The organism is Nonomuraea sp. AD125B (assembly GCF_041402765.1).
Taxonomy (GTDB): Bacteria; Actinomycetota; Actinomycetes; order Streptosporangiales; family Streptosporangiaceae; genus Nonomuraea; species Nonomuraea bangladeshensis.
This window is the reverse complement of sequence record NZ_JBGLOU010000014.1, coordinates 168,423-193,391: the sequence shown is the minus strand read 5'-3', so window position 1 is coordinate 193,391 and position 24,969 is coordinate 168,423. Positions and strand designations below refer to the sequence as shown.

The following is a 24,969-nucleotide window of genomic DNA, read 5'->3' as shown; positions in this document are numbered from 1 at the left end:
TCACTCCGCCCGAGTGCGAGTGGAGTGAGGCGCCCGGCGGCCCGAGTACCCTTGTTCACATGGCAGCAGGCGGTAGGGCTTCGGGCAGGCCCGCGAAGAAGAAGGGCCCGACCAAGGGCACCGGAGGCCAGGTGCGCCGCGGTCTCCAGGGCAAGGGCGCGACCCCGCCTGCCGAGATGCGTCACTGGTACAAGGACAAGGCCCGCTCCGAGCGCGTCGCGCGCGAGGAGCGCGGCGGGGGCACGGGCGCCCGCCGCCCGTCCGCCGGAGCGTCCCGCCAGCGCCGCTCCGAGGACTCCCCGGAATACATCGGCGGCCGCAACCCGGTCCTGGAGGCCCTGCAGGCCGGCGTGCCCTGCACCGCCCTCTACGTCGCCCAGCGCATCGACAACGACGACCGCGTCCGCGACTCCATCAAGATCGCCGCGGAGCAGGGCATCGCGCTGCTCGAGATCACCCGCGACAAGCTCGACCGCCTGACCGAGGGCGCGGTCCACCAGGGCATCGCACTCCAGATCCCGGCGTACGACTACGCGCACCCGTCCGACCTCGTCGAACTCGCGCAGGACGCCGCCGAGACCCCGCTGATCGTCGCCCTCGACTCGGTCACGGACCCGCGCAACCTCGGGGCCATCGCCCGCTCGGCCACCGCGTTCGGCGCCCACGGCCTGCTCATCCCGTCCCGCCGCTCGGCCGGCGTCACGGCGGGAGCCTGGAAGACCTCGGCCGGCACCCTCGCCAGCCTCCGCGTCGCCCGCGCCTCCAACCTCACCGCCGCCCTCCGCGAATACCGCGACGCCGGCCTGTTCGTCATCGGCCTGGACGGCACCGGCGACACCGACATTGCCGACGTCGACCTCCTGACCGAACCCGCCGTCATCGTCGTCGGCTCCGAGGGCAAGGGCCTGTCCCGCCTGGTCCGCGAACAATGCGACGTCCTGGCCCGCATCCCGATGCAGGCCGCCGCCGAATCCCTGAACGCGGGGGTGGCGGCCGGAGTGGCGTTGTACGAGGTCGCTCGTCAGAGACGCCTCTAGCGTCTACACTGATAGGCCGCGCCGACGTAGCTCAATCGGCAGAGCATCTGTCTTGTAAACAGAAGGTCAGGGGTTCGATTCCCCTCGTCGGCTCTGCAACTCAAAGGCCCCTTCCGGGATTCGGGAGGGGCCTTTTTTGATCTCTGTGCAGCAGCGCCGTACAGCAACGGCCTCGCACCGATCAGACGCCTACTGCACACGAGCTCCTTACGCACTGCGCGGACGTAGTTGTCGAAGGCAGCTTGGAGATCGTCGTGATGCTTCACCCCATCCGTCTTCGTGTAGATGATCAGATGATCCTTGGCCTTCTCCGCCGCCCGATAACTCGCTGCCGAGGCGAAGACCTGGACTGTCAGCAGCGCGTTGAACAGGGCTTTGAACTGCGCTTGATCGAGGTCGGGTGGGGTGGGCCCCTGGTGGTACTTCGTGTGGAACGCCGTCGCATTCCAGTACCCGTTGAAGGTCTTCAGGAATTGGGTATGAGCCTCTCGCCGGTGCTGCCGGGATTGAACAGGCGCTGAGCGCTGAAAGCTGTCGGGAACATCAGGCCGTGCACCGTCCAGCCTTCGCCGGTTTCGAGCGTTCCTGGTTGTGGGCTGCCTTGCGGCGATGAGGCTACTCCGTCGCCAGCTCTACGATAAGTCGTACTCGTCGATCCATAGATCGGCTCCAGCTTTGTGAAGAGAGCTGATGGCTTCTGCGTCGAGGATGAGCCCTCGCGGGTTGGAGTGCTCTCCCGGTTCGAACGACCGAAGCATGACCAACGTGGCCGTTGTGCCACCGGCGGTCAGCTCTCCGATTCGATCCCAGGCGCCGGCCAGCTGATTCATCACAGCTTCCGTCTGCTCACCGAGTGAGGTGGTCTCCGCGAGGCCGGAGTCGAGCATCCATTCGTGTCGTGGCGGTAGCAGGCGCCCACTCTTCCTGCCGCGTCGTGACTCCTTCGCCTCGGACCGAGTCGGCTCGACGCCCACGTATCGGGTGATCTGCTCGGGATCGTATTCATCGGACTGAATCATGAAGTAGACCTGCTGCTCGACGATCACGTGGAAACGGTAGCGGTAGGGCGTGAAAGGTGGCGTGCCATGTGGGTGAGTTCATGAGCCTTGGCTGAGGGACTCCACGGGGCGCTCGGGGCACTCCAAGCAGACGAACAGGTAGAGCGATCCGGCATCCTGGATCATGACATCGGCGGGATTCTGCACTTCCGGAGGAGCGTGAGGGGTCAGCAGCGGACGCTCTTCGATGGGAGCCCAGCGCCTGCCGCTCTCGATGTCGAGTTCCCAGCTCGCAATGGTCAGCAGATGTGCCATCTCGTGGCCTCTGCCGCACACCGACTGCTCCGGATCCTGAATCCAGTTCGCCCAGCCTCCGACCTTGCTTCCTGGAGCAGTCGCAAGGTGGGAGAAGTAACTCCAGCCGTCAGAGTTCGCGGCACTCTCTTCCCACGCCCAGATCCTGGCCCTGAGCTCTGCTGGAAGCTCCCAGCCGTCCGGATACTCCTCCACCCGCTCCGGTGACAGGACGCAGGTCGTGGGGAGATACGAGTCATCGCTCTCGGGATCGGGCTCGGGGGCCTCAATGAGCGGACTTCCGACCTCTTCAGCCTTCCGCCAGCGCACGATCGTGTGAGGCTCACTGTACGGTTTGTGATCGACCGGGCACCACAGCACTTGGAGGGTGTCTGTGCCATCAGGGAAAGGCAGCTCAGGAACATCTCGAGCGAAAAGCTGCATGACCGGGATCAGCGGAAGTGGATCCCGGCCTTTAGATGGGCCATGGGACAGCGGCTCAGGACAGCTTGGCCAAGGCTCATCCGCAGGCCACAACAGCGGGCCACCCATGGAACTGTCGGTGATGGCGGGCTGTCCCTGACGCGGGTGCAGTCGGACCGTGGTCCGGCGCTGACCGGCCAGTTCAGGGAAAACAGTCGCTACATCGAACGGCGCCGAGGGCGTCGTCAGTCCCATGCTCACCACTCCGATCGCAACGGACGACGTCGTCATGGCACACCGTAGAGCAGGGGACCGACAGAACCCCCTGTTCGCAGTTGTGATCTTCGTGTCCTTCGCGTGCCGTCAACCGGGGTGACGAGTGGGCTACCACGAACTGCGGCACCTTCTTGCATCTGTTCAAGGGCAGTATCGAGCTGTAGCCTGTGGCTCAGTGATGATGATCTACCTAATGGGGGACCGATCGTCCCTTTGCTGGGAAGAGGATTTTCTGTCGGCTGTGGCCTCCAGTTGAACCGTTCTCTCCAGGGATTTGGCCATGCGGAGACCGACCTTGGCGCTCGTGGCGACAGCGGGAATGGTGATCGTCGTGATCGCGGCTGCCGTCGCAGCCCTCGTGCCCGTCTTGTCGCTGTCATCGAGCGAAACCAGCTTGGCGATCACGCCGGCTCCTGCCGCGTCCCAGCAAGCCGGCGACCAGGAAGAAGAAGACGGGGAGCGGGTAGCTCCCGGAACCGCGTGGTCGCTGCAGCTCGACGAGGCGGAGCGCCGAAGCCTCGTCGAGGCCGCGCGTAGAGCAGGTGCGTCCGTAGCAGTCGGTGTAGTTGCGAGTGGGACGATATATTATGGCGCCGTATATGGTCAGACCGAAGCCCAGGATAACTTCTACGCGATCGCCATTACCGACCGGATTAACTTCTGGAGCAGGCAGGGCGACAACGAATGGCGCTATGAGGGGGAATTTCAAACAGCGGGCTGCATTCCTCCCGTACCGCTCCGGCTGTACACCGAATGGGGCCTGAGTCTCTCGACAGAACGGCCGACCGGCCAGCCGCCGTGCCCCGTTCGTCAATAGGCGGCAATGTAGTGAGAAACCCCTGAACAGGCGATTCGCCGTCAGGGCGATTTCGTGATCTTGCTGGCGGGCTTGCCGGCACGTCCGCGGCTGCTCGTGGATGACGCGGGCGTGGGGAGCCGGGTGGGTGTGTTCAGGAGGAGAGCGGTCTCCCCCGCTGGTCGTGAAGGCGTACGCCTCCGTCGTTCCAGATACGCGATCTCCGCTTTCGAGCGGCTCGGCGCCGGTGGAGGAGTGACTCGACATCGTCGTCGCCATCGCCCAGGCACTGCGGCGGGGCATGGCGAGGGGGTGTTCCGCCCGATCGGTCCGAAGGTCGTGGCCACGAACCTGTTCACCGTCGTGCATGGCGCTGCGGACGTGATCGCCGCCGGCGATCCACCGAAGCGCGGGTTGGAGGCCGTACGCGACCTCACCCGCCAATGGCTCGGATCGCCGGCGTGACGAGGCGCCGCCGGGGTTCGCTCGGTTGCGCCTAGTGGTGTGGCCGGACAAATCAGTCGTCATGACCCTTACTGTCTTGTCCTGTGACAGACATCGACGATTTGCTCGCGGCCTATGACCAGCAGATGCGGGGAGTGCCTCCCCACCCGCCCGCCGGGGTCACGTACGAGCAGGACGGTCCGCTGTTGCGGATCGTCGGCCAGTTCCGCGGCTTCGTCAGCGCTCCGCGCGACGTCGGCGTCCGCGGCGGCGAGCTCGACCGGCTGATCATCCGCCAGCGCGACTACTTCGCCGCGCGTGGCGAGGCGGTCGAATGGAAGACCCGCGGGCACGACCAGCCGGCCGACCTCACCGAGCGTCTGCTCGCGGCGGGCTTCGTACCGGAGGAGCAGGAGACGGTCCTCATCGGCCTGGCCAAGGACATGACCGCCGCACCGGCTCTGCCGAGCGGTGTCGCCCTGCGGCAGGTGACCGAGGATGTCGACATGCGTCGCATCGCGGCCATGGAGTCCGTCGTCTGGGGACAGGACTGGTCCTGGCTCGGTGAGGACCTGATCGCCCGCGTGTCGGCGGCTCCGGACGAGATCGTGGTCATGGTCGCCGAAGCCGATGGGGAGGTGGTCTCCGCAGCCTGGCTGGTCTTCCGGGAGGACACCGAGTTCGCCGGCTTGTGGGGCGGCTCCACGTTGCCGGCATGGCGGGGCCGGGGCATCTACCGCGCGCTGGTCGCCGCCCGGGCGGAACGCGCCGTTGCCCGCGAGGTCAGGTACCTGCACGTGGACGCGTCCGACGACAGCGCGCCGATCCTGCGGCGGCTCGGCTTCCGCGCGGTGACCACGACGACGCCGTACGTGTGGTCGCCGCCGCAGCCTTGACGGGTAGGGGTCGTGCCTGCCGCGTCACCTGTCCGAAGGCGTTCGGCGTACACCGCGGGTCTGGGGATTTGACAGATTCGCGCGCGTACGCACAGGTACGCTGTCAGGACTTCGGTGCAGACGAGGGAGCATGGTGGCCGCGCAGACACAGCCAGGACGTCTGATCAGCGGGCGGTACCGACTGGAGTCCGTTCTGGGCGGCGGGGGCTTCGGGCGGGTCTGGAAGGCTCACGACGAATCTCTCGATGTGGATGTGGCGGTGAAGGAGGTCTGGCTCCCGTCGGCCGCCTCCGACGAGGAGCATGCGCAGCGGCTGCGGCGCGCCGAGCGGGAGGCGCGCAACGCGGCACGGCTGCGGTCGCATCCGCACATCGTCACCCTCCATGACGTGGTGATCGAGGATCAGGCGCCGTGGATCGTCATGGAACTCGTCGACGGCGGCACTCTCGCTGAGCGGATTCTCCAGAATGGTCCGTTGGAGGCCCGCGCGGTCGCACTGGTCGCCAAGGGGTTGTTGGAGGCCCTCGGTACGGCGCACGCGTCCCGGATCGTGCACCGGGACGTGAAGCCGGCGAACGTGATGTTCGGAGGGGACGGGCGCGTGCTTCTCACCGACTTCGGGATCGCGGTGAAGCAGGGGGACACCGCTCTCACGATGAGCGGTGGGCTGATGGGCTCGCTGGAGTACATCGCGCCGGAACGGTTCAACGGCGTGGACAGCGGGGGTGCGGGGGATCTGTACTCGCTCGGGGTGACGCTGTACCAAGCGTTGGAGGGGGTGTCCCCGTTCCATCGGGACACCCCGACGGAGACGCTCACCGCTGTGCTGTTAGGGGAAGCGCCTGTTCCTCGCGAGGCCGGCGGGCTTGGGACACTGATCACCCGGCTGCTGGACAAGGATCCGGCCAGGCGGCCCACCGCTGCCGAGGCTCTGGCCATGATTGATGCTCTTGAGCTGTCCCGGGTGCCGAACGGCCCTGTGGCGGCGGCCGGTCGTCCTGTCTCGGCGGTCTCGTCGCCGACCCGTACCGAGAACGTTCCTCCTCCGCAGTGGAATCGCAAGTTGCTTATCGCGGGTGGTGCGGTGGTCGCTGCGGTGACAGCTGCGGTTGTCATTGTCGTGGCCACCCAAGGAGACGGAACTCAGGTTCCGCGGGCTGATTCGTCCAGTTCGGCAGCGGATTCCACGGCGCCTGCCGCGAAAGAGTCCGGCGCGAAAGGGCAGGGGATGCCGCCGGGGTGCGAGAACCTGACCGAAGTCATGGAGAAGTGGAACCAGGTCCCGTTGAGCGGAACGGTGCCGCTTCCGCCGACCGAGCACGTCCTGACCGAGATCCTGGACCTTCAGAAGGCCAATCTGGCGAAGGCGGTTCGGCCGGCGGTCAAGACCGCGCTCCAGAACGACATCGACATCGCTGAGAGGGCACTCAAGGCGCTTCGTGCCGATGACCCCGAGACATATCGGCAGGCCGTGGCGAAGGACAAACTCAAGCACCTGACCGAGCTCTCCGACGCCTGCTTCTTCAACAATCTGGGTTCGTGAGAGTGGCGATGGCCACGAGGGACGGCACAATGGGCCGCCCGGTGAGCCTGCCGACCCGGGCGCGACGTCGTCATTGCCTATCCACGGGCGCCTAGCGCCTCCCGCATCTCGTTCGCGGTGGAAATCGGGTCGAAGCCCTCGGGGACGCCTTCCACCAGGATGATGTCGCCCTCGATGTGCCGTGAGCGCAGTGGTGCGATCTCCTGGTACGCGGGCGAGTCCCACCAGCTCTGCGCTTCTTCGATCCCCGGGAAGCCGATCATCACGATGTCCCCCGGCCAGCTGCCCTCCAGCACCTTGCGCTTCGCGCCGCGCACGAGAAAGCGGCCGCCGTACGGCTCGAAGGTGGCGGGGATGCGCTCCATGTACTCGACGATCTCCGGGTGCGGGGCGGACTCTCGCAGGTGAGCTATGACGTAGGCAGACATGGGATCCCTTCCGATCGGTCGCGCTTCGTACTTCCGTGATCGTGGCAGGCGGCCGTGCAGTGAGTCGATGACGTCACAGGTAAAGAGCGGGCGGCGATGTGACCCGCTCAGACCTGTTCGAAGTGGAATGCCTTGATGAAGCAGTCGCGGGGCTGGGTGACCGCGAAGAGGATGCAATCCACGAGTGACTGCGCGGTGAGGGCGTCCTTGGCCTCCCGTGGCGTGGACTCCCACTCCTCGGAGAGGGGGTCGGGGTTGTCGAAGTCGGGCGGGTAGAGCGATATCACCCGGACTCCCTGGGGCCGCAGGCGCTTGGAGAGAATTTCGGTGAAACCGGCTTGGGCGCTCTTGGCCGCGTAGAAGGCGTCGTGCGCGTCCGAACGGTGATGTCCGGCCGTTCCGCAGGCGGAGACCATCGTCACTACGTCCGGCTTGTCCGAGTTGAGCAGGAGGGGGAGGAAGTTCTTCACGGTCAGGACCGTGCCGGTTGCGCCGGATGCGATGGTGTCGACGACATCCGCGTCGGAGGCCGACTGGAGGTCCGGGCCGTGGAGGTAGCGCGCGCCGTTGTTGATCAGGATGTCGACGTGGTGGGTGTGCTGGGCGACGCCGGACGCGAAGTCGCGGATCGAGGCGGGGTCGGTCAGGTCGCAGGCGTACGCGTGGACCTGCTGGTGGCCTCGGTCGCGGATCTCGTCGCGGACGTGCTCGGCGGCGGCGAGGGTGCGCGCGGACAGGAAGACCTCCGCGCCGAGGTCTGCGAATCGGAGGGCCAGGGTTCGCCCGAAGTCGCGGCCGGCAGCGGTGATGACAACGCGATGGTCGTCGAATCTCATGGGTTCGCTCCTTGTTCGGTTCGGGGCATGGATCACTCACTATGCCCGCCCCTGCTGAGGGGTGGGCGGTGCGTCCAGGTGGCCCAGCGCCAGAGCCATTCGACGGGGCCCTGGCGGTAGTGGCGGAGCCAGAGCGTGCAGAACAACCACTGGGCGGCGAGGATGGCTCCGGCGGTCCAGTACGCCGTCGTCAAGGACTCGCCGATCGGCAGGCCGAGGACGCGCGCGGCCAGGAGAACGAGGAGCGTGGCGGTCAGGTAGCCGGTCAGCGCCATCCGGCCCAGTGGTGCGAAGACGAAGCGCAGTGCCGGTCGCAGCGGGGTTCTGAGCAGGATCAGCATGCCGCACACGTACACGCCGACGAGCAGCAGATCGGCCAGGGTGGTCATGGCGGGCAGGTACGTCGTGGCGCCCACGGCCCGCATGCTCGCCTGGGCCCACACAGCGGCGGCCAGTCCCGCCGCGAACGCCAGGCCCAGCAGGAGCGGACCGCGGGTGGAGCGCTCGATCTGGCCGATGACCCCGTAGCGGACCAGCGTCGCGCCCAGCAGGAACAGGCCGGCGATCAGCAAGGGCCCGCCCCCGCCGAGGACCAGCGCCGCCGGGATGAGTACGGCGGCGAGGCCGGCCGTGGCCCAGCGCGGCAGCCAGGTCGAGGGCAGCAGCACCAGCATGCCGACGACGGCGTAGTCGGTCAGGATCTCGCCCGGCCACAGCAGCATGTGGACGAGGCCGATCGCGAGCAGCGCCCCGAGCCGGCGCAGCAGGACCAGGCGTGGGCGAGGGACGCGGCTCGCGGCGGAGTCCAGCAGCAGCGCGAAGCCGATGCCGAACAGCAGGGAGAAGATCGGCAGCCCGAGCCAGGGGTCCCAGTCGCCCATCGGCTGGACCGCGACGGCGGAGCCGCCGGTGGCCATGAGCTGGATGTTGGCGAGCAGGATCTCGCACAGCGCGAAGCCGCGCAGCACGTCGAGCGCGAGGATCCGGGGGCGGCCCGAGGGGGGCGCGGCGCTCTCGGGTTGCCGGTCGGCCGGGACCTGGGGGTGCGAGTTTTGGGGGAGGTCTTCGCGTGGCATGGGGCTTCATCCTGGAGAGCCACGCGAGGTGACGGCACCGGTCGGAAGCAGGGGCCGTGGGGGCCGGGATCATACTTTCGGTCGGTTCAGGGGCGGGTGTGCGGTGTACGGCCATCCGGCGGAGTGGTTCGTCGCATGCCGAAGTCGTCGGGGAGTCCATGGGGCGGGGGAGCGCACGCGTATGGGGCCGATCTCGCCTGTCGCGCCGAACAGAGCCATGATGGCGAGCGCTGTCACGGTGCCGGAGCATGGCGACCTGTCGCCGGCCGCCAGGATGGAGGAATGCGTACAGCCCCGTGGATGGTTCTCATCGGTCCGGCCGCAGCAGGAAAGACCACGCTGGGGGAGGGACTGGCCTCAGCCACAGGAAGAGAGTTCGTTGACGTGGACGCGCTCGGCGAGACCTATTACGTCGAGGTCGGATGGAGCATGGATCGGCTGCGTGACCGGATCCAGGCCGTGGGCAGGGTCGCGGCCGAGCGGGAGTGGGAACCCGCGCGTGCTCATGCCGTGGAGCGCATGATGGCCGACCATCCGGGCGCGATCGTCTCCCTCGGAGCCGGTCACAGCCACTACACGCGGTCCGAGTTGTTCGAGCGGGTTCGGCTCGCGCTTCGCCCCGTCGGTCATGTGGTGCTCGTGCTGCCCTCTTCCGACCGCGAACGGTCCGTCCAGATCCTGCTGCAGCGCAGCCTCGCCACGAAGGGGACCGACTGGATCAGCCGGGACGGGCACGACTTCCTCCGTCAGTGGGTGCACGACCCGGGGAACGTGGCTCTTGCGACGACGGTCCTCCACACCGAGGGGGAAGAGCCCGGGCAGAGCATCAGCCGCCTTTTCACCATGTGTGCGTGATTCACGTGTACAGGTCCCGGTAGCCGCGGTCTTCCACCCCCTCAAGCCCTGCGGACGCTGGAGTGCCGGGGTGCCTGCGGGTGCGCCAGCGGCACGGCGACCGCGGCCTCCCACTGCGGGTCGGCGCTCAACAAGCTGAAACCGGCACGGCAGCCGTTACGACCACCGGCAGGCAGGCGGTGGACGAGCTGCGCCGGCACCTCGGGGTGCTCGCCGACGCCGGGCTGCCGCACCCTGGCATCGAGGACCCGGGGTCGGTCGCCGCCGGCCTGCCCTCGCGGGTGGATCAGCACGGTACGGCCCGGCCGCTCGACACCACTGTCGGTGTGGCCGCAGGCGGACGGGGGCGCCGGGTCCCGGCGCCGCCCGTTCATGAAGAGCTTCTGAGGCGGGTGGCCTGGTCCTCCTGGACGTCCCGGGCGGTGCGCAGGAAGTCGAGGATGACGGCGAGCTCGTCCGGGCCGTACCGCTGGAGCGCCTGGGCGCCCGCCAAGCCGACCGGGGCGAAGATCTCGGACTCGGCCGTACGGGCGGCGTCGGTGGCTGTGACGAGGACGCGGCGGCGGTTGTCCGGATCGGGGGAACGGGTCACCATGCCCGCGCGCTCCAGCCGGTCGATGACCGTGGTGGTGGCCGCCGGGCTGAGCTTGAGCGCGGCACTGATCTGGCCTGCCGTCACCGGGCCGTCGGCCAGCACGCCGTCGAGGCAGCGCAGGTCGGTGCGGTTCAGTGCGAGCCGGGCGGCGGCGGCTTCGTCGAAGGCGTCGAAGCTCTGCTGCAGCAGCCGGAGCTGCATGGCGATCTCTCCGATGAGTTGACGTTTCGACATTCGAATCTTTCTGTTATCGTACATTTCGTTGATCGAAAGAACGATATCAGCCGAGGAGGCATCATGCGTACACCTGCCCTCGCCGAAGGGTCCACCAGCCGCGACACCGAGCGGATCGAGCGGCTCTTCGCCGACTTCAAGGCCGCCTGGACGGCGGGGGACGCGGAGGCGTTCGGGGCGTTGTTCACCGACGACTCCGACTACGTCTCCTACGACGGCACCATCGCCCGCGGCCGGCACGAGCACCAGCGCAACCATGACACGCTCTTCCGCGGCGTCCTGGCCGGCTCGGCGCTGGTCGGCGAGCTGGAGTCGATCCGCTACCTCACCCCTGACGTGGCGGTCGTGCACGGCACGGCCTCCGTCCTGATGCCGTGGCGGTCCGCTCTCCCCGAGCGGCGGCTGTCCCGGCAGACCGTCGTCGTGGTACGGACGGACGCCGGATGGAGGATCGGCGCCATCCACAACGGGCGCGTCCGTCCCGTCACCGTTCCCGAACCTGACGCCCTTCCTTCCCGTCTGTCGCGGTTGATGGCGCGGATCGCGCGCAGGTTCGGCCGCGGATGATCGCTACGCTGGCGGTCATGCGTGTGAGCCAGATTGTGGTGGACTGCCGGGATCCGGCGAACTTGGTGGGGTTCTGGGCGGCGCTGCTGGGCGGGGAGCCGGTGCACCGGGCGCGGGGATGGGCGCACGTGGAGCCGCCCGGCGGCGTACGGCTCGCGTTCCAGCCGGTCGCCGAGGGCAAGGCGGTGAAGAACCGGCTGCACCTGGACATCGAGGTCGAGGCGATCGGGCCGGCCGTCACTGCCGCGGTACGGCTCGGCGCCGCGCCGATCGGCGAGCAGGTCGTGGACGATCAGGGGGCGTTCCAGGTCATGGCCGATCCCGAGGGCAACGAGTTCTGCTTCGTCGCGCCCGCTGGCTGAGGTCTGGTGCTGCTCCCGGGTGCACTCCGGTCAGCCCGAGGGCGAGCAGCCGGTCGGCTCGGGCCGCCGCGTCGGCGGCAGTGGCGCGCGCTGGCCGCGCATTTGTGGTGAATGCGGAGAAGAGGTGAGGGTGCCGGGCGGATACCGTGCAGACCGCCGTCCCGGCGCGGGAGCGCGCCTACCTTGCGAGATATGCGAAGAGTGGACGTACTGGTGGTGGGGGCGGGGCTGGCCGGTCTGCACACCGCCCGGCTGCTCGCCCGGCGCGATCTGGACGTGCTGGTGATCGACCGGCGCAGATCGCCGGACTCGGGGATCCGGACGACGGGGATCTTCGTCCGCCGTACCCTCGACGACTTCGACCTGCCCGAGCACCTGCTCGGGCCGGGCATCCGGGACGTGCTGCTGTACCCGCCGTCGCGGCGCTCGCCGGTCCGGCTCACCAGCGACCGGGACGAGTACCGCGTGGCCGACATGCCGGGCGTCTACCGGTACGCGCGCCGCGCGGCGGAGGCCGCCGGGGCGGAGGTCGTCCCCGGTGTCCGGTACGTCGGGGCGCGGTCGGGCGTCGTGACCCTGGAGGGGGCGGAGCCGGTGGCGGCGCGGTTCGTGGTCGGCGCGGACGGCGCCCGCTCGCACGTGGCCCGTGACCTCGGCCTCGACGTCAACCGGCGGTTCCTGGTCGGGGCCGAGCTGGTGCACCCGATCGCGCCGGGCACGGGCGGCCCGGCGTTCCACTGCGTGCTGGATCCGCGGGTCGCGCCCGGCTACCTCGGGTGGGTGGTGGACGACGGGCGGCAGTCGCACGTCGGCGTCGCGGGGGATCCGGGCGCGATGCGCGCCGGGGTACGGCACCTGCTGGACGCCTTCCTGGCGGACGGCGCGCCGGGGCACGCGCCGCCGGCCGGGCCGGTCGAGCGGCGGGGCGGGCCGATCCCGGTGGGCGGGGTGCTGCGGCGGCTGGCCTGCCCGGCCGGGCTGCTCGTCGGGGACGCGGCGGGCGCGGTGTCGCCGCTGACGGCCGGTGGGCTGGACCCGTGCCTGCGCCTGTCGGAGCTGGCGGCGGCGGTCGTGGCGGGATACCTGCGGACCGGCGACCAGGAGGTGCTGCGACGGTACGACGGGGGCGCGCTGCGGGCGCGGTTCCGGGGGCGGCTGCTGCTGCGGCGGGCGCTCGCCGGCGTACGGACGGCCGCGGCGGCCGAGGCGGCGGTGGGGCTGCTGCGCGGCCGGGCCGGGCGGGCGCTGGCGGCGCGGGTCCTGTTCGGCGACGGCTCGTTCCCCGACGTACGGGCCGGGCTCGCCGACCTGGCGGCCACCCGATGACGCGCCCTACGTGGGGCTGATGGTCGCGGCGAGGGTGGCGCCGAGTTCCCAGCAGGCCGCGAGGTCGTCCTTGCCCGGCGGGCCCGTCACCGTGACCGGCCGGACGACCCGCTCCCACCCGAGCCCGGCCGCGATCGACTCGACGGCGCGCACGGCCCCGGTCGTGTCGTTGTTGCCGTGGACGTACAGCCCGTACGGCATCCGCCGCGTCTCCTCCAGGCACGGGTAGTAGACGGTGTCGAAGAAGTGCTTGAGCGCGCCGCTCATGTAGCCGATGTTGGCGGGCGTGCCCAGGACGACCCCGTCGGCCTCGAACACGTCGACGGCGGTGGCCCGCAGCGCCGCCCGGGCGACCACCTCCACGCCTTCGACCTCGTCGGTCGTGGCGCCGTCGCGCACGGCGGTGAAGAGCTCCTGGAGCGTGGGCGAGGCGGTGTGGTGCACGATCAGCAGGCGTGACACGGCGACGATCCTCTCACGCCTCCGGCGGGCGGCCCGCGTCGGCGCGCGCGGCGGCGTGCGCCGCGGCGGTCCGAGGACCAGGCTCTGGCGGCGGGCTGTCCGGGAACCAGCAGGGCGGGCGGCGGGAGGGCCGGCTTCCCCGCCGTCAGGGCCGGCTTCCCTGCCGCCAGGGCGGGCGGCGGCCCCTCAGAAGTCGTCCGGCTCGTCGAGCAGGGCGCGGGCCGTGGCGACGTCGGTGATGATGACGTTGACCCAGCCGCCGCTGATCGCCGCTCGGATGGCGGCGTGCTTGCGCTCGCCGCCCGCCATCCCGATGCGGCGCGGGATCGCGCGGAAGACCTTGGGGTCGATGCCGACGACCCGGCTGTTGAGGTCGCTGTGGATCAGCTCGCCGGTCGCGTCGAAGAAGCGCTGGCAGACGTCGCCGACCGCGTGGGCGGCGATGAGTTTGTCCTGGTCCGTGGCGGCGAGGGCGTTGCCGCTGTCGCGCAGCAGCGGCGAGGGCTGCACGCTGCCGATGCCGACCAGCGCCATCGTCAGGCTCCGCCACTCCTCGGTAACCGTGCGCATGGCGGCGTCGCCGACCAGGCTCTGGCTGATCTCGGCCGTGCCGACCAGGCCGGGCGCCTGGACGTAGATCGGCTCGGCGCCGACCAGCTCGGCGAGGTGGCCGAGGAGCCGGTTGGCCTTGGCCTGGACGGTGCGCTCGCCGACGCCGCCGACGAGCTGGACCACGCGATCGGCGCCGGCCACCCGCAGCGGGCGGAGCCGGTCGGCGACGGACAGGAGCGTCTGGCTCCACGGGGAGATGCCGATGCGCTCGCCGCCGGCGAGGGTCGACTCGAGGTAGGCCGCCCCGGCCGAGCCGATGCCGGCGAGGATCTCCGACTCGTCGCCGTCGACGTCGACGACGACCGCCTCCCGTAACCCGTAGCGGTCCTCCAGCGCCTGTTCGAGCGTGAGGTGCACGCCCTGGGAGACCACGACGACGGTTCGTACGATGCCGATCTCGCCGGCCCGCTTGAGCAGCCGGGACACCTTCGTCTGCGAGATGTGCAGGGCGTCGGCGATGTCGGCCTGGCGGATGCCGCGCTCGTGGTACATGTGCGCGACCTTGGTGATCAGCCGCACCCGCCCTTCGGGGCCGGACCGGCCGACGCCGCTCGCGTGCACAGCCATCAGGATCCGCCCTTCTCGCCACCGCGAAGACTCCTCGCCCAACATTTTCCATCGGACGGGTCGTTCCTCGCGCCGCCGCGGCGACGGCTGATTGTTTCGCGCACGCTACGTCATCCTCACAGTCGGGTGGAGGAGGTGGCGAGAAGTTATTGACAGCCACCTCACGGATCAGCCACCCTACGGGAACGGAAGATTATGCGTTAGAGCATAAATATGCAATGGACCGTGGTGATGTGCCGCGTGCTGACCGCCGGGACACCACGACCTGCTCAACAAGGAGTGATCGACGTGACGGGCATGCCGACCTTCGGTGCCGGGATCTGGCACTTCGCCACCTACAAGGACCGTTACGCCACCGACGGGTACGGTCCACCGGTCGGGCTGCTGGAGCAGATCGACCGCGCCGGCGCGGTGGGCGAGCTGTCGGTGGTGGACCTGAACTGGCCGTTCGTCGGGTTCGACGGCAGCCTGGACGACGTCAAGGCGGCGCTGGCCAAGAACGACCTGAAGGCCATCGCGATCACGCCCGAGATCTACACGCGCGACTTCGTCAAGGGCTCGTTCACCAACCCCGACCCCGCCGTGCGCAAGAAGGCGATCGCGTTGATGCACGACGCCACCGAGGTGGCCTTGGAGCTGGGCTGCTCGTACGTGAAGCTGTGGCCGGGCCAGGACGGCTGGGACTACCCGTTCCAGGTGAACTACCACGACATCTGGCAGCTCGCGCTGGACGGCCTGACGGAGCTGTGCTCCGCGCACCCTGAGATCAACTATGTGATCGAGTACAAGCCGCGCGAGCCCCGCGTGAAGATCATTTTCCCGAGCGTGGCCCGCACGCTGCTCGGCATCGAGCGCATCGGCCTGCCCAACCTCGGCATCCTGCTCGACTTCGGCCACTCGCTCTACGGCCAGGAGACCCCGGCCGACGCCGCGCAGCTCGCCATCGACCACGGCCGGCTGTTCGCCATCGACGTCAACGACAACATGCGCGGCTGGGACGACGACATGGTGGTCGGCTCGGTGCACCTGGTGGAGACGTTCGAGTTCTTCCACACCCTGCGCCGCAACAACTGGGACGGCGTCTGGCAGCTCGACCAGTTCCCCTTCCGCGAGGACAGCGTCCAGGCCGCCAAGCAGGCGATCCGCTTCCTCAAGGCGGTGCACCGCGCGCTCGACGTCCTCGACGACGACGCGCTCGCCGCCGCCCAGGCCGCGCACGACGCGCTGGCGGCGCAGCGGCTCGTCCAGAACGCGCTGCTGACCTCGATGGCCGGGCTGGAGGAGGCATGACCGAGCTGGCCGTGCACGAGCACGTCGGCCTGCCCGTCTTCGAGCGGCTCGGCCCGCACGCGAGCCGCGCCGAGCAGGTCGCGCACCTGGCCGAGGCCGCCCGGCAGATCCGCATCCAGGACCTCAAGCTCGTCCACCACGCGCGGGCGGGCCACATCGGCGGCGACTTCTCGGCCATCGACATCCTGGCCACCTTGTACGGCGCGGTGCTCGACCTCAGCCCCGAGCGGGTCGCCGACCCGGAACGCGACCGGTTCATCCTGAGCAAGGGCCACGTCGCAGGGGCTTTGTACACGACGCTGGCCGCGTTCGGCTACCTGCCGGTGGCCGAGCTGGCGACGTTCCTGCAGCCGCTGTCGGCGCTCAACGGCCATCCCAGCCGGACGAAGGTCGCGGCCGTCGAGGCCAACACCGGGCCGCTCGGGCACGGGCTGCCGGTCGCGGTCGGGCACGCGCTGTCGGCCAAGCTGGACGGCTCGCCGCGCCGGACGTACGTGCTGGTCGGCGACGGCGAGCTGCAGGAGGGCAGCAACTGGGAGGCGATGATGGCGGCCTCCCAGCACCAGCTCGACCGGCTGACCGTGATCGTCGACCGCAACCGGCTGCAGCAGGGCGCCACCGTCGAGGAGACCAACGACCTCGACCCGCTGCACGACAAGGCGGCCGCGTTCGGCTTCGCCGTGACCGAGGTCGACGGGCACGACCACGGCGAGCTGCTGGACGTGCTGTCGTCGGTGCCGCTGCGGCCCGGCAAGCCGACCTTCGTGATCGCCCACACGCACAAGGGCCACCCGATCTCGTTCATGAGCGACAACGTCGCCTGGCACCACAAGGTGCCGAACGAGGCCGAGTATCAGCAGGCGCTCACCGAACTGGAGGACAAGTCATGACCTCGGTCGCCGACCGGCCCCGCTTCGACTGCCGGGACGCCTACGTCGCGACCCTGTCGGAGCTGGCGCACGAGGACCACCGGATCGTCGGCGTGGTCAACGACTCGGTCGGCTCCAGCAAGCTCGCCGGCTTCCGCACGTCCTTCCCCGACCGGCTGATCAACGTCGGCATCGCCGAGCAGGACATGGTCGGCGTGGCCGCCGGCCTGGCCAACGGCGGCCGGATCCCGTTCGTCTCCGCGGCCTCCTGCTTCCTCACCGCCCGGGCCCTGGAGCAGATCAAGGCCGACGTCGCCTACTCCAACCACAACGTCAAGCTGTGCGGCATGAGCCCCGGTCTGGCCTACGGCGAGCTGGGCGCCACCCACCACTCCATCGAGGACATCGCCTGGCTGCGGGCCATCGACAACCTGACCGTCATCGTCCCCGCCGACCCGATCGAGACCAGCGCCGCGCTGCGCTGGGCGGCCGAGGTGGAGGGGCCGGTGTTCGTCCGGGTCAGCAGGATGAGCGTGCCGCAGGTGAACGCCGACGACTACACCTTCGTCCCCGGCCGGGCGGTGACGCTACGCGAGGGCGGCGACGTGACGCTGATCGCCAACGGCACCGTGCTGTGGCGGGCGCTGGTCGCCGCCGAGCAGCTGGAGGCCGAGGGCGTCTCGGCACGGGTGCTGTCGATGCCGACGGTCAAGCCGCTCGACACGGAGGCGGTCGTAGCGGCCGCGCGGGAGACCGCGGGCATCGTCACCGTCGAGGAGTCGACCATCGCCGGCGGTCTCGGAGGCGCCGTCGCCGAGACCGTCGTCCAGCACCACCCCGCCAGGGTCGCCATCCTCGGCGTCCCCGAGTTCGCCCCCACCGGGTCGGCCGCCTTCCTGCTCGACCGCTACGGCATGTCCCCGGAGGGCATCGCCGCCTCGGCGCGGAGCCTGCTCAGCCATGGCTAGCCCGCTCATCCTCGCCATCGACCAGGGCACCAGCTCCACCAAGGCGCTCCTGGTCGATGAGGACGGCCGGGTCGTCTCCCGCGCGGCCGTCCCGCTCGCCGAGGTCCAGCCGCGGCCGGGCTGGGTCGAGCAGGACCCCGCGGAGCTGTGGCAGAGCGTGCGGCGGGCGGTCGCCGCCTGCGTCGCCCCCGAGCACGCCCACCGGGTCGCCGGCGTCGGGATCAGCAACCAGCGCGAGTCCCTGGTCCTGTGGGACCGGCGCACCGGCGAGCCCGCCGGGCCGCTGCTGAGCTGGCAGGACCAGCGCACCGCCGACCGCTGCCACGAGCTGGCCGGCTCGGCCGAGCTGGTCCGCTCGGTCAGCGGCCTGCCGCTGGACCCGATGTTCTCCGCGCTGAAGGCCCGCTGGCTGCTCGACACGTACGGGCGGCGCGGGCTCTGCCTCGGCACGATTGATTCCTGGCTGCTCAGCCGCTTCGGCGGCGAGCACGTCATCGAGGTCGGCAACGCCTCCCGCACCCAGCTCCTCGACATCGGGACCGGGCAGTGGGACGAGCGGCTGCTGGAGCTGTTCGGCGTGCCGGCCGAGGTGCTGCCCCGGGTGACGGCCTCGACCGGGCCGTTCCCCGGCGTCCGCGACCTGGCGCCGCTGCCCGACGGGACGCCGGTGCTGGCGGTGCTGGGCGACTCGCACGCCGCGATGTTCGCCCACGCCGGCTGGCGGCCCGGGGTGGTCAAGGCCACCTACGGGACCGGTTCCTCGGTGATGGCGGTCGGCGGCGGGGACGCGCCGGGGCTGTGCCGCAGCATCGCGTGGGACCTCGGCGACGGCCCGGTGCCGGCCGTCGAGGGCAACATCCGGGCCACCGGCCGCGTGATCTCCTGGCTGGCGGACCTGCTGGACGCGCCCGCCGAGACCCTGCTGGCCGAGGCGGAGGACGCGGACACCGGCGGGACGCACTTCGTGCCCGCCTTCGGCGGCCTCGGCGCCCCCTGGTGGGACCCGGACGCGACGCCGGTCATCACCGGCTTCTCGCTGGGCACCCGGCGGGCGCAGCTGGTGGCCGCCGCACTGGAGGCCGTGGCCTTCCAGGTCGAGGACGTCGTGGCCGCCGTCGAGGCGGCGACCGGACGGGTCCGCGTCCTCATGGCGGACGGCGGGCTCACCCGCAGCGCCCGGCTCATGCGCCTGCAGGCCGACCTCAGCGGGCGGATCGTCGCCCGCAGCGGCGAGCACGACCTGTCCGCGCTGGGCGCGGCCGACGCCGCCGGGCTCGCCGCCAAGCTCTGGACCCTCGACCGCCTGGAGGCCAGGCACCGGCCCGCCGACACCTACCGGCCCGCCATCGACGAGGCCGGGCGCGCCAGAAGGAAGGCTGCCTGGCACGCGGCCGTCCGTCAGGCCCGTCCCGAGCACTCCGGGCCCTCGCAGGAAGGAGAAGTCACATGACCGCATCGGCGCCGGCCGCCCGCCGGCGCGTCCCGGCCCGGTGGATCGCCGCCGCACTGGTCGCCCTGCTGATCGTGCTCATGGCGGTCGACACCGAGTACCGCACCGCCGAGACGGCCGCCGCCGCGGCGCCCGCGAAGTTCGACCCGGCCGCCTTCGGCGCCCAGAACTACCAGGCCAAAGTGGTGCCCGCCATCGAGCAGTCCGCCGTCGACCTGCCGGTCCTGCTCAAGGCCCTGGCCGACGACAAGGAGGCCGCCGGCCAGAAGTACGGCAAACGCCAGGGCACCGGCCCGTACAGCTTCGCCGTCAAGGGCACGGGCACCGCGGGCAAGGCCCGCTCCGGCCTGCTGCCCGTCACGGTCGAGGGCCTGCCGGAAGACACGAAGGTGTCGCTGCAGATCGGCCCGGCCATCAACGGCACGGCGCTGCGCGACGCCGCAGGCTTCATCACCTTCGGCCAGTTCACGAACCAGGTCGAGTACGCGGACGCCGCCACCGCGCTGAACAACGAGCTGCGCGGCAAGCTGCTGAACGGCCTCGACGTCGCCGCCCTGGACGGCAAGGAGATCACCTTCACCGGCGCGTTCACGCTGCTCACCCCGCAGACCGTGACCATCACCCCGGTGGCGATCTCATGAGCGCTCCCGTGCTGCGGGCCTGCGAGGTCACCAAGGTCTACGGCGGCACCCACGCGCTCAGAGGCGTCGACTTCCCCGTCACCGGGGGCCGCGTGACCGCGCTGTTCGGCGAGAACGGGGCCGGAAAGTCCACGCTGATGAAGATCCTGGCCGGCATCGAGCGGCCCACTACGGGTCACGTCGAGCTGGACGGGCGGGCCGTGCGGCTCCAGTCCTCCCGGCACGCCGCCGACCTGGGCATCGCCATCATCCACCAGGAGCTGAGCCTGTGCCCGAACCTCAGCGTCACCGACAACCTGTTCCTGGCCCGCGAGGTCCGCACCGGGTTCGGCACCGTCGATCGCAAGGCGCAGCGCGCGGCCACCCGGGCCGTGCTCGACCGGCTGGAGGAGCACACCGACCCGGACGAGCTGGTCGGCGACCTGCGGCTGGGCCAGCAGCAGCTCGTGGAGATCGCCCGCGCCCTGCTCCAGGAGGCGCGCGTCCTGATCATGGACGAGCCTACCTCCGCGCTGACCGCGCCCGAGGTCGAGGTGCTGTTCAAGGTGATCAGGGAGCTGACCGCCGCGGGCGTGGCCGTCGTCTACATCTCCCACCACCTCGACGAGGCGCTCGACATCGCCGACGACGTCGTGGTGCTGCGTGACGGCGCGCTCGTCGCCACCGCCAGGGCGGACGAGGTGGACATCCGCTGGATCGTCGAGCAGATGGTCGGCCGCGACCAGGACACCCTCTTCCCCGACCGCGAGCCCGTGCTCGGCGAGGAGGCGCTGACCGTGCGCGGCCTCACGGTCGCCGACCCGGCCGTCCCCGACCGGCTCGCCGTGGACGGGCTGTCGCTCGCCGTGCGCGCGGGCGAGATCGTCGGCGTCTACGGCCTGATGGGCGCGGGCCGCACCGAGCTGCTGGAGGCGGTCGCGGGCCGGCTCCGGCCGGTGTCCGGCGAGATCCTGCTGGCCGGGACACCCCTGGAGGGGCCCGGCATCCGCGAGCGCATCGAGCGCGGCGTGGTGCTGGTGCCCGAGGACCGCCAGCGTGACGGCCTCGTCCAGACCATGTCGGTGGGGCAGAACCTGTCACTCGCGGCGCTCGGCTCGTACGTCCGCGGCCTGTTCGTGTCGCAGCCGCGCGAGCGGGCCGCGGTCACCCGCGCGATCACCGACGTCACCGTCAAGACCAGCGGCCACGCGGCGGCCATCGGCTCGCTCAGCGGCGGCAACCAGCAGAAGGTGGTCATCGGCAAGGCGCTGCTGACCGGGCCGCGCGTGCTGCTGCTCGACGAGCCGTCACGCGGGGTCGACGTCGGCGCCAAGGCCGACATCTTCGAGTTGATGGCGGCCCAGGCCAGGAGCGGGCTGGCCGTCCTTTTCACCACATCCGACGCCGAAGAGGCTCTGCACATCCCCGACCGGCTGCTCGTGCTCGCCCGCGGCGCCCTCGTCGGCGAGTTTCGGCGCGGCGAGCTCACCCGGGAGGAACTCATGCGCGTGTCCGACGGCGGAACCCAGGCCGAAGAACGGGACGGCGCGTCATGACGGCGACCGCCACCGCCGCGCCCCCGGAGCGGGAAGCCGCCGCCCGCGCCCGCCGCCTGTCGCTGCTCAACGTGGCCTTCGAGGCGCGCGCGTTCATCGCGCTCGCCGTGCTCATCGTCGTCTTCGCCCTGCTGTCGGACGCGTTCCTGACGGTCCCGAACCTGATCACGATGACCAAGCACGTCGCCATCAACGCGGTCATCGCGCTCGGCATGCTGCTGGTCATACTCAAGGGCGGCATCGACCTGTCGGTCGGCTCGATCGTCGGGCTGTCCGGCGTGGTCGCGGGCGAGCTGCTGGGCGGCCTCCACGTGGGCGGCGTGATCGCCTATCCGCCGGTGTGGGTGGTGATCGTGCTGTGCGTGACGGTCGGCATGGCCGTCGGCGCGCTCAACGGGCTGCTCGTCACCCGCTTCAACGTCGCGCCGTTCATCGCGACGCTCGGCATGCTGTACGTGGCCCGCGGCGCGGCGATGCTCATCTCCGACGGCGCCACCTATCCCAATCTGGCCGGCAACCCCGCCCTCGGCAACACCGGCTTCGGCCTGCTCGGCAGCGGCCGCCCGCTCGGCCTGCCCACCTCGATCTGGATCATGATCGCGCTGGCGGTGGCGGCGACCCTCCTGCTCGCCAAGTCGCCGTTCGGCCGCTGGCTCTACGCCACGGGCGGCAACGAGCGGGCCGCCGACCTGTCCGGCGTGCCGATCCGGCGGGTCAAGACCCTCGTGTACGTCATCTCCGGAGCGTGCGCCGCCGTGGCCGGGCTCATCATCGCCTCCGAGCTGACCTCGGCCGCGCCGCAGGCGGGGGAGACGTACGAGCTGAACGCCATCGCCGCGGTCGTCATCGGCGGCGCGGCGCTCAGCGGCGGCCGGGGCACCGTGCGCGGCACCCTGGTCGGCGCGTTCGTCATCGGCTTCCTCGCCGACGGCCTGGTGATCCTGGGCGTGTCGACGTTCTGGCAGATCCTCATCAAGGGCGCCGTGATCATCCTCGCCGTCATGCTCGACCAGGGCCAGCAGCGATTCAAGCGCCGTGGGGCCGCCGCCGCGGCGGTCGCCGCGACCAAGCACCACGACTAGACAGCACCACCCCCCGAAGGAGAACCACCATGCGCCGTGTGCTCACCATGGCCCTGTCCCTGACCATCGGCTGCGCCGCGCTGACCGCCTGCGGAGGGGGCGGCGGCGAGCAGCCGGCCACCAGCGCGTCCGCGAGCGGCGGCGCGAGCGCGGCCGGCGGGCTGATCGCGATCATCACGCCCTCGCACGACAACCCGTTCTTCAAGGCCGAGGCCGACGCCGCCAAGGCCCAGGCGGAGAAGCTCGGCTACCAGACGTCCGTGGCCTCCCACGATGACGACCCCAACAAGCAGAGCGAGCTGATCGACGCGGCGATCTCCCGCCAGGCCAAGGCGATCATCCTGGACAACGCCGGCGCGGACGCCTCCATCGGCCCGGTGCGCAAGGCGACCGACGGCGGCATCCCCGTCTTCCTGATCGACCGGGAGATCAACGCCACCGGCATCGCCAAGGCGCAGATCGTCTCCAACAACGCCCAGGGCGCGCAGCTCGCCGCGCAGTCGTTCGTCGAGGCCATGAAGAACAAGGGCAACTACGTCGAGCTGGTCGGCAAGGAGTCCGACACCAACGCCAGCGTGCGTTCCAAGGGCTTCGCCGACGTCATCTCGCAGTACCCGGACCTGAAGCAGGTCGCCAAGGAGAGCGCCAACTGGGACCAGCAGGAGGCGTTCACCAAGATGGAGACCATCATCCAGAAGAACCGCGACATCCAGGGCGTGATCGCCGGCAACGACACCATGGCCCTCGGCGCGGTCGCCGCGCTCAAGGCCGCCGGCCTGCTGGACAAGGTCACGGTCGTCGGCTTCGACGGCAGCCCCGACGCGATCGCCGCCATCAAGGCCGGCGAGATGCACGCCACCGCGCTGCAGCCCGCCGCGCTCGGCGCCATCAGCGCCGTCGACCAGGCCGACCAGTTCATCAAGACCGGCAAGACGGGCAAGGAGGAGAAGCAGTCGATCGACTGCGAGCTGGTCACCGCCGACAACGCGGACGAGTTCGGGGTGTTCGCCAGGAAGTAGCGCACAACCGGGCCGACGCAGCGGTGGCCACGCTACTCGTGGCCACCCGCGTCGGCGCGCGCGGCGTGGATCTCGTCGAGGTGCTGCTCCACCCAGGAGCGCAGCAGGCCGAGGGGGCCGGCCACGCCGCGGCCGAGGTCGGTGAGCGCGTACTCGACGTGCAGCGGGACCGCCGGGTAGATCGTCCGGTCGACGAACCCGTTCTCCTCCAGGCGGCGCAGGGTCTGGGTGAGCACCTTGGGGCTCACCCCCTCCAGGCGGCGCTGCAGCGCGCCGAACCGCTGCGGCCCCTCCTCCAGCGCGCCGACCGCGAGGGCGGACCACTTGTTGGCCAGCAGATCGAGGACGTCCCGGCAGGGGCACTGCGCGGCGTAGACGTCGTGCCGGTCGTGCAGGCCGGAGCGGCAGGTCAGCGCCATGACCTGGTCCTTTCCTTCATGGGTGATTACTACCCAAAGGATAGTAGTGTCCCTTGCTAGTTACTACCCTCTCTTGGGTAGCGTCGGCTGCATGTCATCCACCATGCATGCGATCGTTCAGGACTCCTTCGGCGGCCCGGAGGTGCTGCGCCTCGCCGAGGTGCCGCGACCGGCCCCGCTGCCCACCGAAATCCTCGTACGGGTGCACGCCGCCGGCGTGAACCCCGTCGACTGGAAGACCCGCCAGGGCGGCGGCATGGCCGGGGTGCTGGGGGAGCCGCCGTTCATCCTGGGTTGGGACGTCTCCGGCGTGGTCGAGGAGACCGGGTTCGGCGTGACGATCTTCGAGCCGGGGGACGAGGTGTTCGGCATGCCGTGGTTCCCGCGCCAGGCGGGGGCCTACGCGGAGTACGTCACCGCGCCCGCCCGCCACTTCGCCCGCAAGCCGCGCGCCTTCGGCCACGAGGCCGCCGCCGGGACCCCGCTGGCCGCCCTCACCGCCTGGCAGGCCCTCGTCGACACCGCCGCGCTCGGCAGCGGGCAGCGGGTGCTGGTCCACGCGGCGGCGGGCGGCGTCGGCCATCTGGCGGTGCAGCTCGCCCGGCACGCGGGCGCGTACGTCATCGGCACCGCCAGCGCCGCCCGGCACGACTGGCTGCGCTCGCTGGGCGTGGACGAGGTGATCGACTACACCACGACCAGGTTCGAGGAGGCCGTACGCGACGTGGACGTGGTCCTCGACCTCGTCGGCGACTCCCACGACCGGACGAGCACCCGTTCGCTGGAGGTGCTGCGGCCGGGCGGGCTGCTCATCGCGGTGCCGTCGGGCGTGCAGCCCGAGCTGGTCGAGCGCGCCCGCGAACGCGGCGTGCGCGCCACCGGCATCCTGGTCGAGCCGGACGGCGCGGCGCTGACCAGGATCGCCGAGCTGATCGACAAGGGCGAGCTGAACGTCGAGGTCGAGGAGGTCTTCCCGCTCGCGGAGGCCGCCGAGGCGCACGCGCGCGGCGAGCGGGGGCGCAACCGGGGCAAGATCGTGCTCCGCGTCCCCTGATCTGCTGTGTCTTTT

Annotated in this window: 28 protein-coding genes, 1 tRNA gene, 1 pseudogene and 1 riboswitch; of the genes and pseudogenes, 20 read left to right on the top strand and 10 right to left on the bottom strand. The window is 70.4% G+C overall.

Features of this window, described 5'->3' with window-relative positions; translation table 11 throughout:
* The first annotated feature begins 59 nt into the window (after window positions 1-59).
* From rlmB to ACBR40_RS33420, 3 genes are all read left to right on the top strand, one after another.
* A complete protein-coding gene (gene rlmB / locus ACBR40_RS33430; protein ID WP_371251300.1) occupies window positions 60-1,037 on the top strand; it encodes a 23S rRNA (guanosine(2251)-2'-O)-methyltransferase RlmB in 978 nt (325 codons plus the stop codon).
* A 20-nt stretch (window positions 1,038-1,057) separates the two neighbouring features.
* Window positions 1,058-1,130 (top strand) — tRNA-Thr (locus ACBR40_RS33425).
* Between the two features lie 149 nt (window positions 1,131-1,279).
* On the top strand, window positions 1,280-1,558 hold the full coding sequence (locus ACBR40_RS33420; RefSeq protein WP_371251299.1) for a hypothetical protein: 279 nt from the start codon (window positions 1,280-1,282) through the stop codon (window positions 1,556-1,558).
* A gap of 75 nt (window positions 1,559-1,633) precedes the next feature.
* Window positions 1,634-1,744, top strand: a riboswitch (Fluoride riboswitch).
* Between the two features lie 6 nt (window positions 1,745-1,750).
* Here the strand turns inward: ACBR40_RS33420 and ACBR40_RS33415 are convergent.
* Both ACBR40_RS33415 and ACBR40_RS33410 read right to left on the bottom strand, forming a co-directional pair.
* Window positions 1,751-2,056: pseudogene (locus ACBR40_RS33415) on the bottom strand (DUF4279 domain-containing protein); the annotation flags it as partial.
* 78 nt (window positions 2,057-2,134) lie between these two features.
* Entirely contained in the window at window positions 2,135-3,043 is a 909-nt protein-coding gene (locus ACBR40_RS33410) for a DUF1963 domain-containing protein (protein WP_371251298.1), read from the bottom strand.
* Window positions 3,044-3,308: 265 nt separating this feature from the next.
* Between ACBR40_RS33410 and ACBR40_RS33405 the strand changes: the two genes are divergently transcribed.
* The 4 genes from ACBR40_RS33405 to ACBR40_RS33390 all read left to right on the top strand — a co-directional run bounded on the left by ACBR40_RS33405 (window position 3,309) and on the right by ACBR40_RS33390 (window position 6,707).
* Entirely contained in the window at window positions 3,309-3,845 is a 537-nt protein-coding gene (locus ACBR40_RS33405; RefSeq protein WP_371251297.1) for a hypothetical protein, read from the top strand.
* A 291-nt stretch (window positions 3,846-4,136) separates the two neighbouring features.
* Entirely contained in the window at window positions 4,137-4,289 is a 153-nt protein-coding gene (locus ACBR40_RS33400) for a hypothetical protein (RefSeq protein ID WP_371251296.1), read from the top strand.
* An 83-nt stretch (window positions 4,290-4,372) separates the two neighbouring features.
* A complete protein-coding gene (locus ACBR40_RS33395; RefSeq protein WP_371251295.1) occupies window positions 4,373-5,164 on the top strand; it encodes a GNAT family N-acetyltransferase in 792 nt (263 codons plus the stop codon).
* A gap of 130 nt (window positions 5,165-5,294) precedes the next feature.
* The gene (locus ACBR40_RS33390) at window positions 5,295-6,707 is read left to right on the top strand and encodes a serine/threonine-protein kinase (protein WP_371251294.1); all 1,413 of its coding nucleotides are present in this window, start codon (window positions 5,295-5,297) and stop codon (window positions 6,705-6,707) included.
* A gap of 77 nt (window positions 6,708-6,784) precedes the next feature.
* On the opposite strand, the gene ACBR40_RS33385 is transcribed toward ACBR40_RS33390, so the two are convergent.
* The 3 genes from ACBR40_RS33385 to ACBR40_RS33375 all read right to left on the bottom strand — a co-directional run bounded on the left by ACBR40_RS33385 (window position 6,785) and on the right by ACBR40_RS33375 (window position 9,047).
* Window positions 6,785-7,135 carry a DUF1330 domain-containing protein gene (locus tag ACBR40_RS33385; protein WP_344217899.1) on the bottom strand — a complete coding sequence of 117 codons (351 nt, stop codon included), beginning with the start codon at window positions 7,133-7,135 and terminating at the stop codon, window positions 6,785-6,787.
* A gap of 107 nt (window positions 7,136-7,242) precedes the next feature.
* Window positions 7,243-7,971 (bottom strand): SDR family oxidoreductase, encoded by a 729-nt coding sequence (locus ACBR40_RS33380; RefSeq protein ID WP_371251293.1) that lies wholly within the window; start codon window positions 7,969-7,971, stop codon window positions 7,243-7,245.
* Window positions 7,972-8,003: 32 nt separating this feature from the next.
* Window positions 8,004-9,047 carry a DUF418 domain-containing protein gene (locus ACBR40_RS33375; protein ID WP_371251292.1) on the bottom strand — a complete coding sequence of 348 codons (1,044 nt, stop codon included), beginning with the start codon at window positions 9,045-9,047 and terminating at the stop codon, window positions 8,004-8,006.
* A 384-nt stretch (window positions 9,048-9,431) separates the two neighbouring features.
* Between ACBR40_RS33375 and ACBR40_RS33370 the strand changes: the two genes are divergently transcribed.
* Complete coding sequence (locus ACBR40_RS33370) at window positions 9,432-9,902, top strand: hypothetical protein (RefSeq protein ID WP_371251291.1); 471 nt, start codon at window positions 9,432-9,434, stop codon at window positions 9,900-9,902.
* A gap of 41 nt (window positions 9,903-9,943) precedes the next feature.
* Here the strand turns inward: ACBR40_RS33370 and ACBR40_RS33365 are convergent, their stop codons facing one another.
* Both ACBR40_RS33365 and ACBR40_RS33360 read right to left on the bottom strand, forming a co-directional pair.
* Window positions 9,944-10,276: a hypothetical protein gene (locus tag ACBR40_RS33365; protein WP_371251290.1), complete on the bottom strand. Its 333-nt coding sequence runs from the start codon at window positions 10,274-10,276 to the stop codon at window positions 9,944-9,946.
* On the bottom strand, window positions 10,273-10,731 hold the full coding sequence (locus tag ACBR40_RS33360; protein WP_371251289.1) for a MarR family winged helix-turn-helix transcriptional regulator: 459 nt from the start codon (window positions 10,729-10,731) through the stop codon (window positions 10,273-10,275). The genes ACBR40_RS33365 and ACBR40_RS33360 overlap by 4 nt, the downstream gene beginning before the upstream one ends.
* Window positions 10,732-10,794: 63 nt before the next feature.
* On the opposite strand from ACBR40_RS33360, the gene ACBR40_RS33355 reads away from it, so the two are divergent.
* The 3 genes from ACBR40_RS33355 to ACBR40_RS33345 all read left to right on the top strand — a co-directional run bounded on the left by ACBR40_RS33355 (window position 10,795) and on the right by ACBR40_RS33345 (window position 12,986).
* Window positions 10,795-11,298, top strand: a complete 504-nt coding sequence (locus tag ACBR40_RS33355) for an SgcJ/EcaC family oxidoreductase (protein ID WP_371251288.1) — start codon at window positions 10,795-10,797, stop codon at window positions 11,296-11,298.
* 17 nt (window positions 11,299-11,315) lie between these two features.
* Window positions 11,316-11,660 carry a VOC family protein gene (locus tag ACBR40_RS33350; RefSeq protein ID WP_371251287.1) on the top strand — a complete coding sequence of 115 codons (345 nt, stop codon included), beginning with the start codon at window positions 11,316-11,318 and terminating at the stop codon, window positions 11,658-11,660.
* A 192-nt stretch (window positions 11,661-11,852) separates the two neighbouring features.
* The gene (locus ACBR40_RS33345) at window positions 11,853-12,986 is read left to right on the top strand and encodes an NAD(P)/FAD-dependent oxidoreductase (RefSeq protein WP_371251286.1); all 1,134 of its coding nucleotides are present in this window, start codon (window positions 11,853-11,855) and stop codon (window positions 12,984-12,986) included.
* Window positions 12,987-12,992: 6 nt separating this feature from the next.
* On the opposite strand, the gene ACBR40_RS33340 is transcribed toward ACBR40_RS33345, so the two are convergent.
* Window positions 12,993-13,448 carry a flavodoxin family protein gene (locus ACBR40_RS33340; RefSeq protein WP_371251285.1) on the bottom strand — a complete coding sequence of 152 codons (456 nt, stop codon included), beginning with the start codon at window positions 13,446-13,448 and terminating at the stop codon, window positions 12,993-12,995.
* 186 nt (window positions 13,449-13,634) lie between these two features.
* Window positions 13,635-14,627, bottom strand: a complete 993-nt coding sequence (locus tag ACBR40_RS33335; protein ID WP_371251284.1) for a sugar-binding transcriptional regulator — start codon at window positions 14,625-14,627, stop codon at window positions 13,635-13,637.
* 297 nt (window positions 14,628-14,924) lie between these two features.
* On the opposite strand from ACBR40_RS33335, the gene ACBR40_RS33330 reads away from it, so the two are divergent.
* Genes ACBR40_RS33330 through ACBR40_RS33295 form a run of 8 tightly spaced genes read left to right on the top strand, consistent with a single transcriptional unit; the run spans window position 14,925 to window position 23,481 of the window.
* Window positions 14,925-15,917 carry a sugar phosphate isomerase/epimerase family protein gene (locus ACBR40_RS33330; protein ID WP_344218090.1) on the top strand — a complete coding sequence of 331 codons (993 nt, stop codon included), beginning with the start codon at window positions 14,925-14,927 and terminating at the stop codon, window positions 15,915-15,917.
* Window positions 15,914-16,807 carry a transketolase gene (locus ACBR40_RS33325; RefSeq protein WP_371251283.1) on the top strand — a complete coding sequence of 298 codons (894 nt, stop codon included), beginning with the start codon at window positions 15,914-15,916 and terminating at the stop codon, window positions 16,805-16,807. Before ACBR40_RS33330 ends, ACBR40_RS33325 begins: the two co-directional genes overlap by 4 nt.
* Window positions 16,804-17,754 (top strand): transketolase family protein, encoded by a 951-nt coding sequence (locus ACBR40_RS33320; protein ID WP_344217876.1) that lies wholly within the window; start codon window positions 16,804-16,806, stop codon window positions 17,752-17,754. Before ACBR40_RS33325 ends, ACBR40_RS33320 begins: the two co-directional genes overlap by 4 nt.
* A complete protein-coding gene (locus tag ACBR40_RS33315; RefSeq protein ID WP_371251282.1) occupies window positions 17,747-19,204 on the top strand; it encodes an FGGY family carbohydrate kinase in 1,458 nt (485 codons plus the stop codon). The genes ACBR40_RS33320 and ACBR40_RS33315 overlap by 8 nt, the downstream gene beginning before the upstream one ends.
* Window positions 19,201-19,845, top strand: coding sequence for a DUF2291 domain-containing protein (locus ACBR40_RS33310; protein ID WP_344217872.1), 645 nt, complete (start codon window positions 19,201-19,203; stop codon window positions 19,843-19,845). Before ACBR40_RS33315 ends, ACBR40_RS33310 begins: the two co-directional genes overlap by 4 nt.
* Window positions 19,842-21,380: a sugar ABC transporter ATP-binding protein gene (locus ACBR40_RS33305; protein ID WP_371251281.1), complete on the top strand. Its 1,539-nt coding sequence runs from the start codon at window positions 19,842-19,844 to the stop codon at window positions 21,378-21,380. Before ACBR40_RS33310 ends, ACBR40_RS33305 begins: the two co-directional genes overlap by 4 nt.
* A complete protein-coding gene (locus ACBR40_RS33300; protein WP_344217868.1) occupies window positions 21,377-22,462 on the top strand; it encodes an ABC transporter permease in 1,086 nt (361 codons plus the stop codon). The genes ACBR40_RS33305 and ACBR40_RS33300 overlap by 4 nt, the downstream gene beginning before the upstream one ends.
* Before the next feature lie 29 nt (window positions 22,463-22,491).
* Window positions 22,492-23,481, top strand: coding sequence for a D-ribose ABC transporter substrate-binding protein (locus tag ACBR40_RS33295; protein ID WP_344217866.1), 990 nt, complete (start codon window positions 22,492-22,494; stop codon window positions 23,479-23,481).
* A 32-nt stretch (window positions 23,482-23,513) separates the two neighbouring features.
* Here ACBR40_RS33295 and ACBR40_RS33290 read toward each other — a convergent pair whose 3' ends face one another.
* Window positions 23,514-23,900, bottom strand: coding sequence for a helix-turn-helix domain-containing protein (locus ACBR40_RS33290; RefSeq protein ID WP_344217864.1), 387 nt, complete (start codon window positions 23,898-23,900; stop codon window positions 23,514-23,516).
* Window positions 23,901-23,991: 91 nt separating this feature from the next.
* Here ACBR40_RS33290 and ACBR40_RS33285 point away from each other — a divergent pair, with 91 nt between their 5' ends.
* Entirely contained in the window at window positions 23,992-24,954 is a 963-nt protein-coding gene (locus ACBR40_RS33285; protein ID WP_344217862.1) for an NADP-dependent oxidoreductase, read from the top strand.
* The last annotated feature ends 15 nt before the right edge of the window (window positions 24,955-24,969 follow it).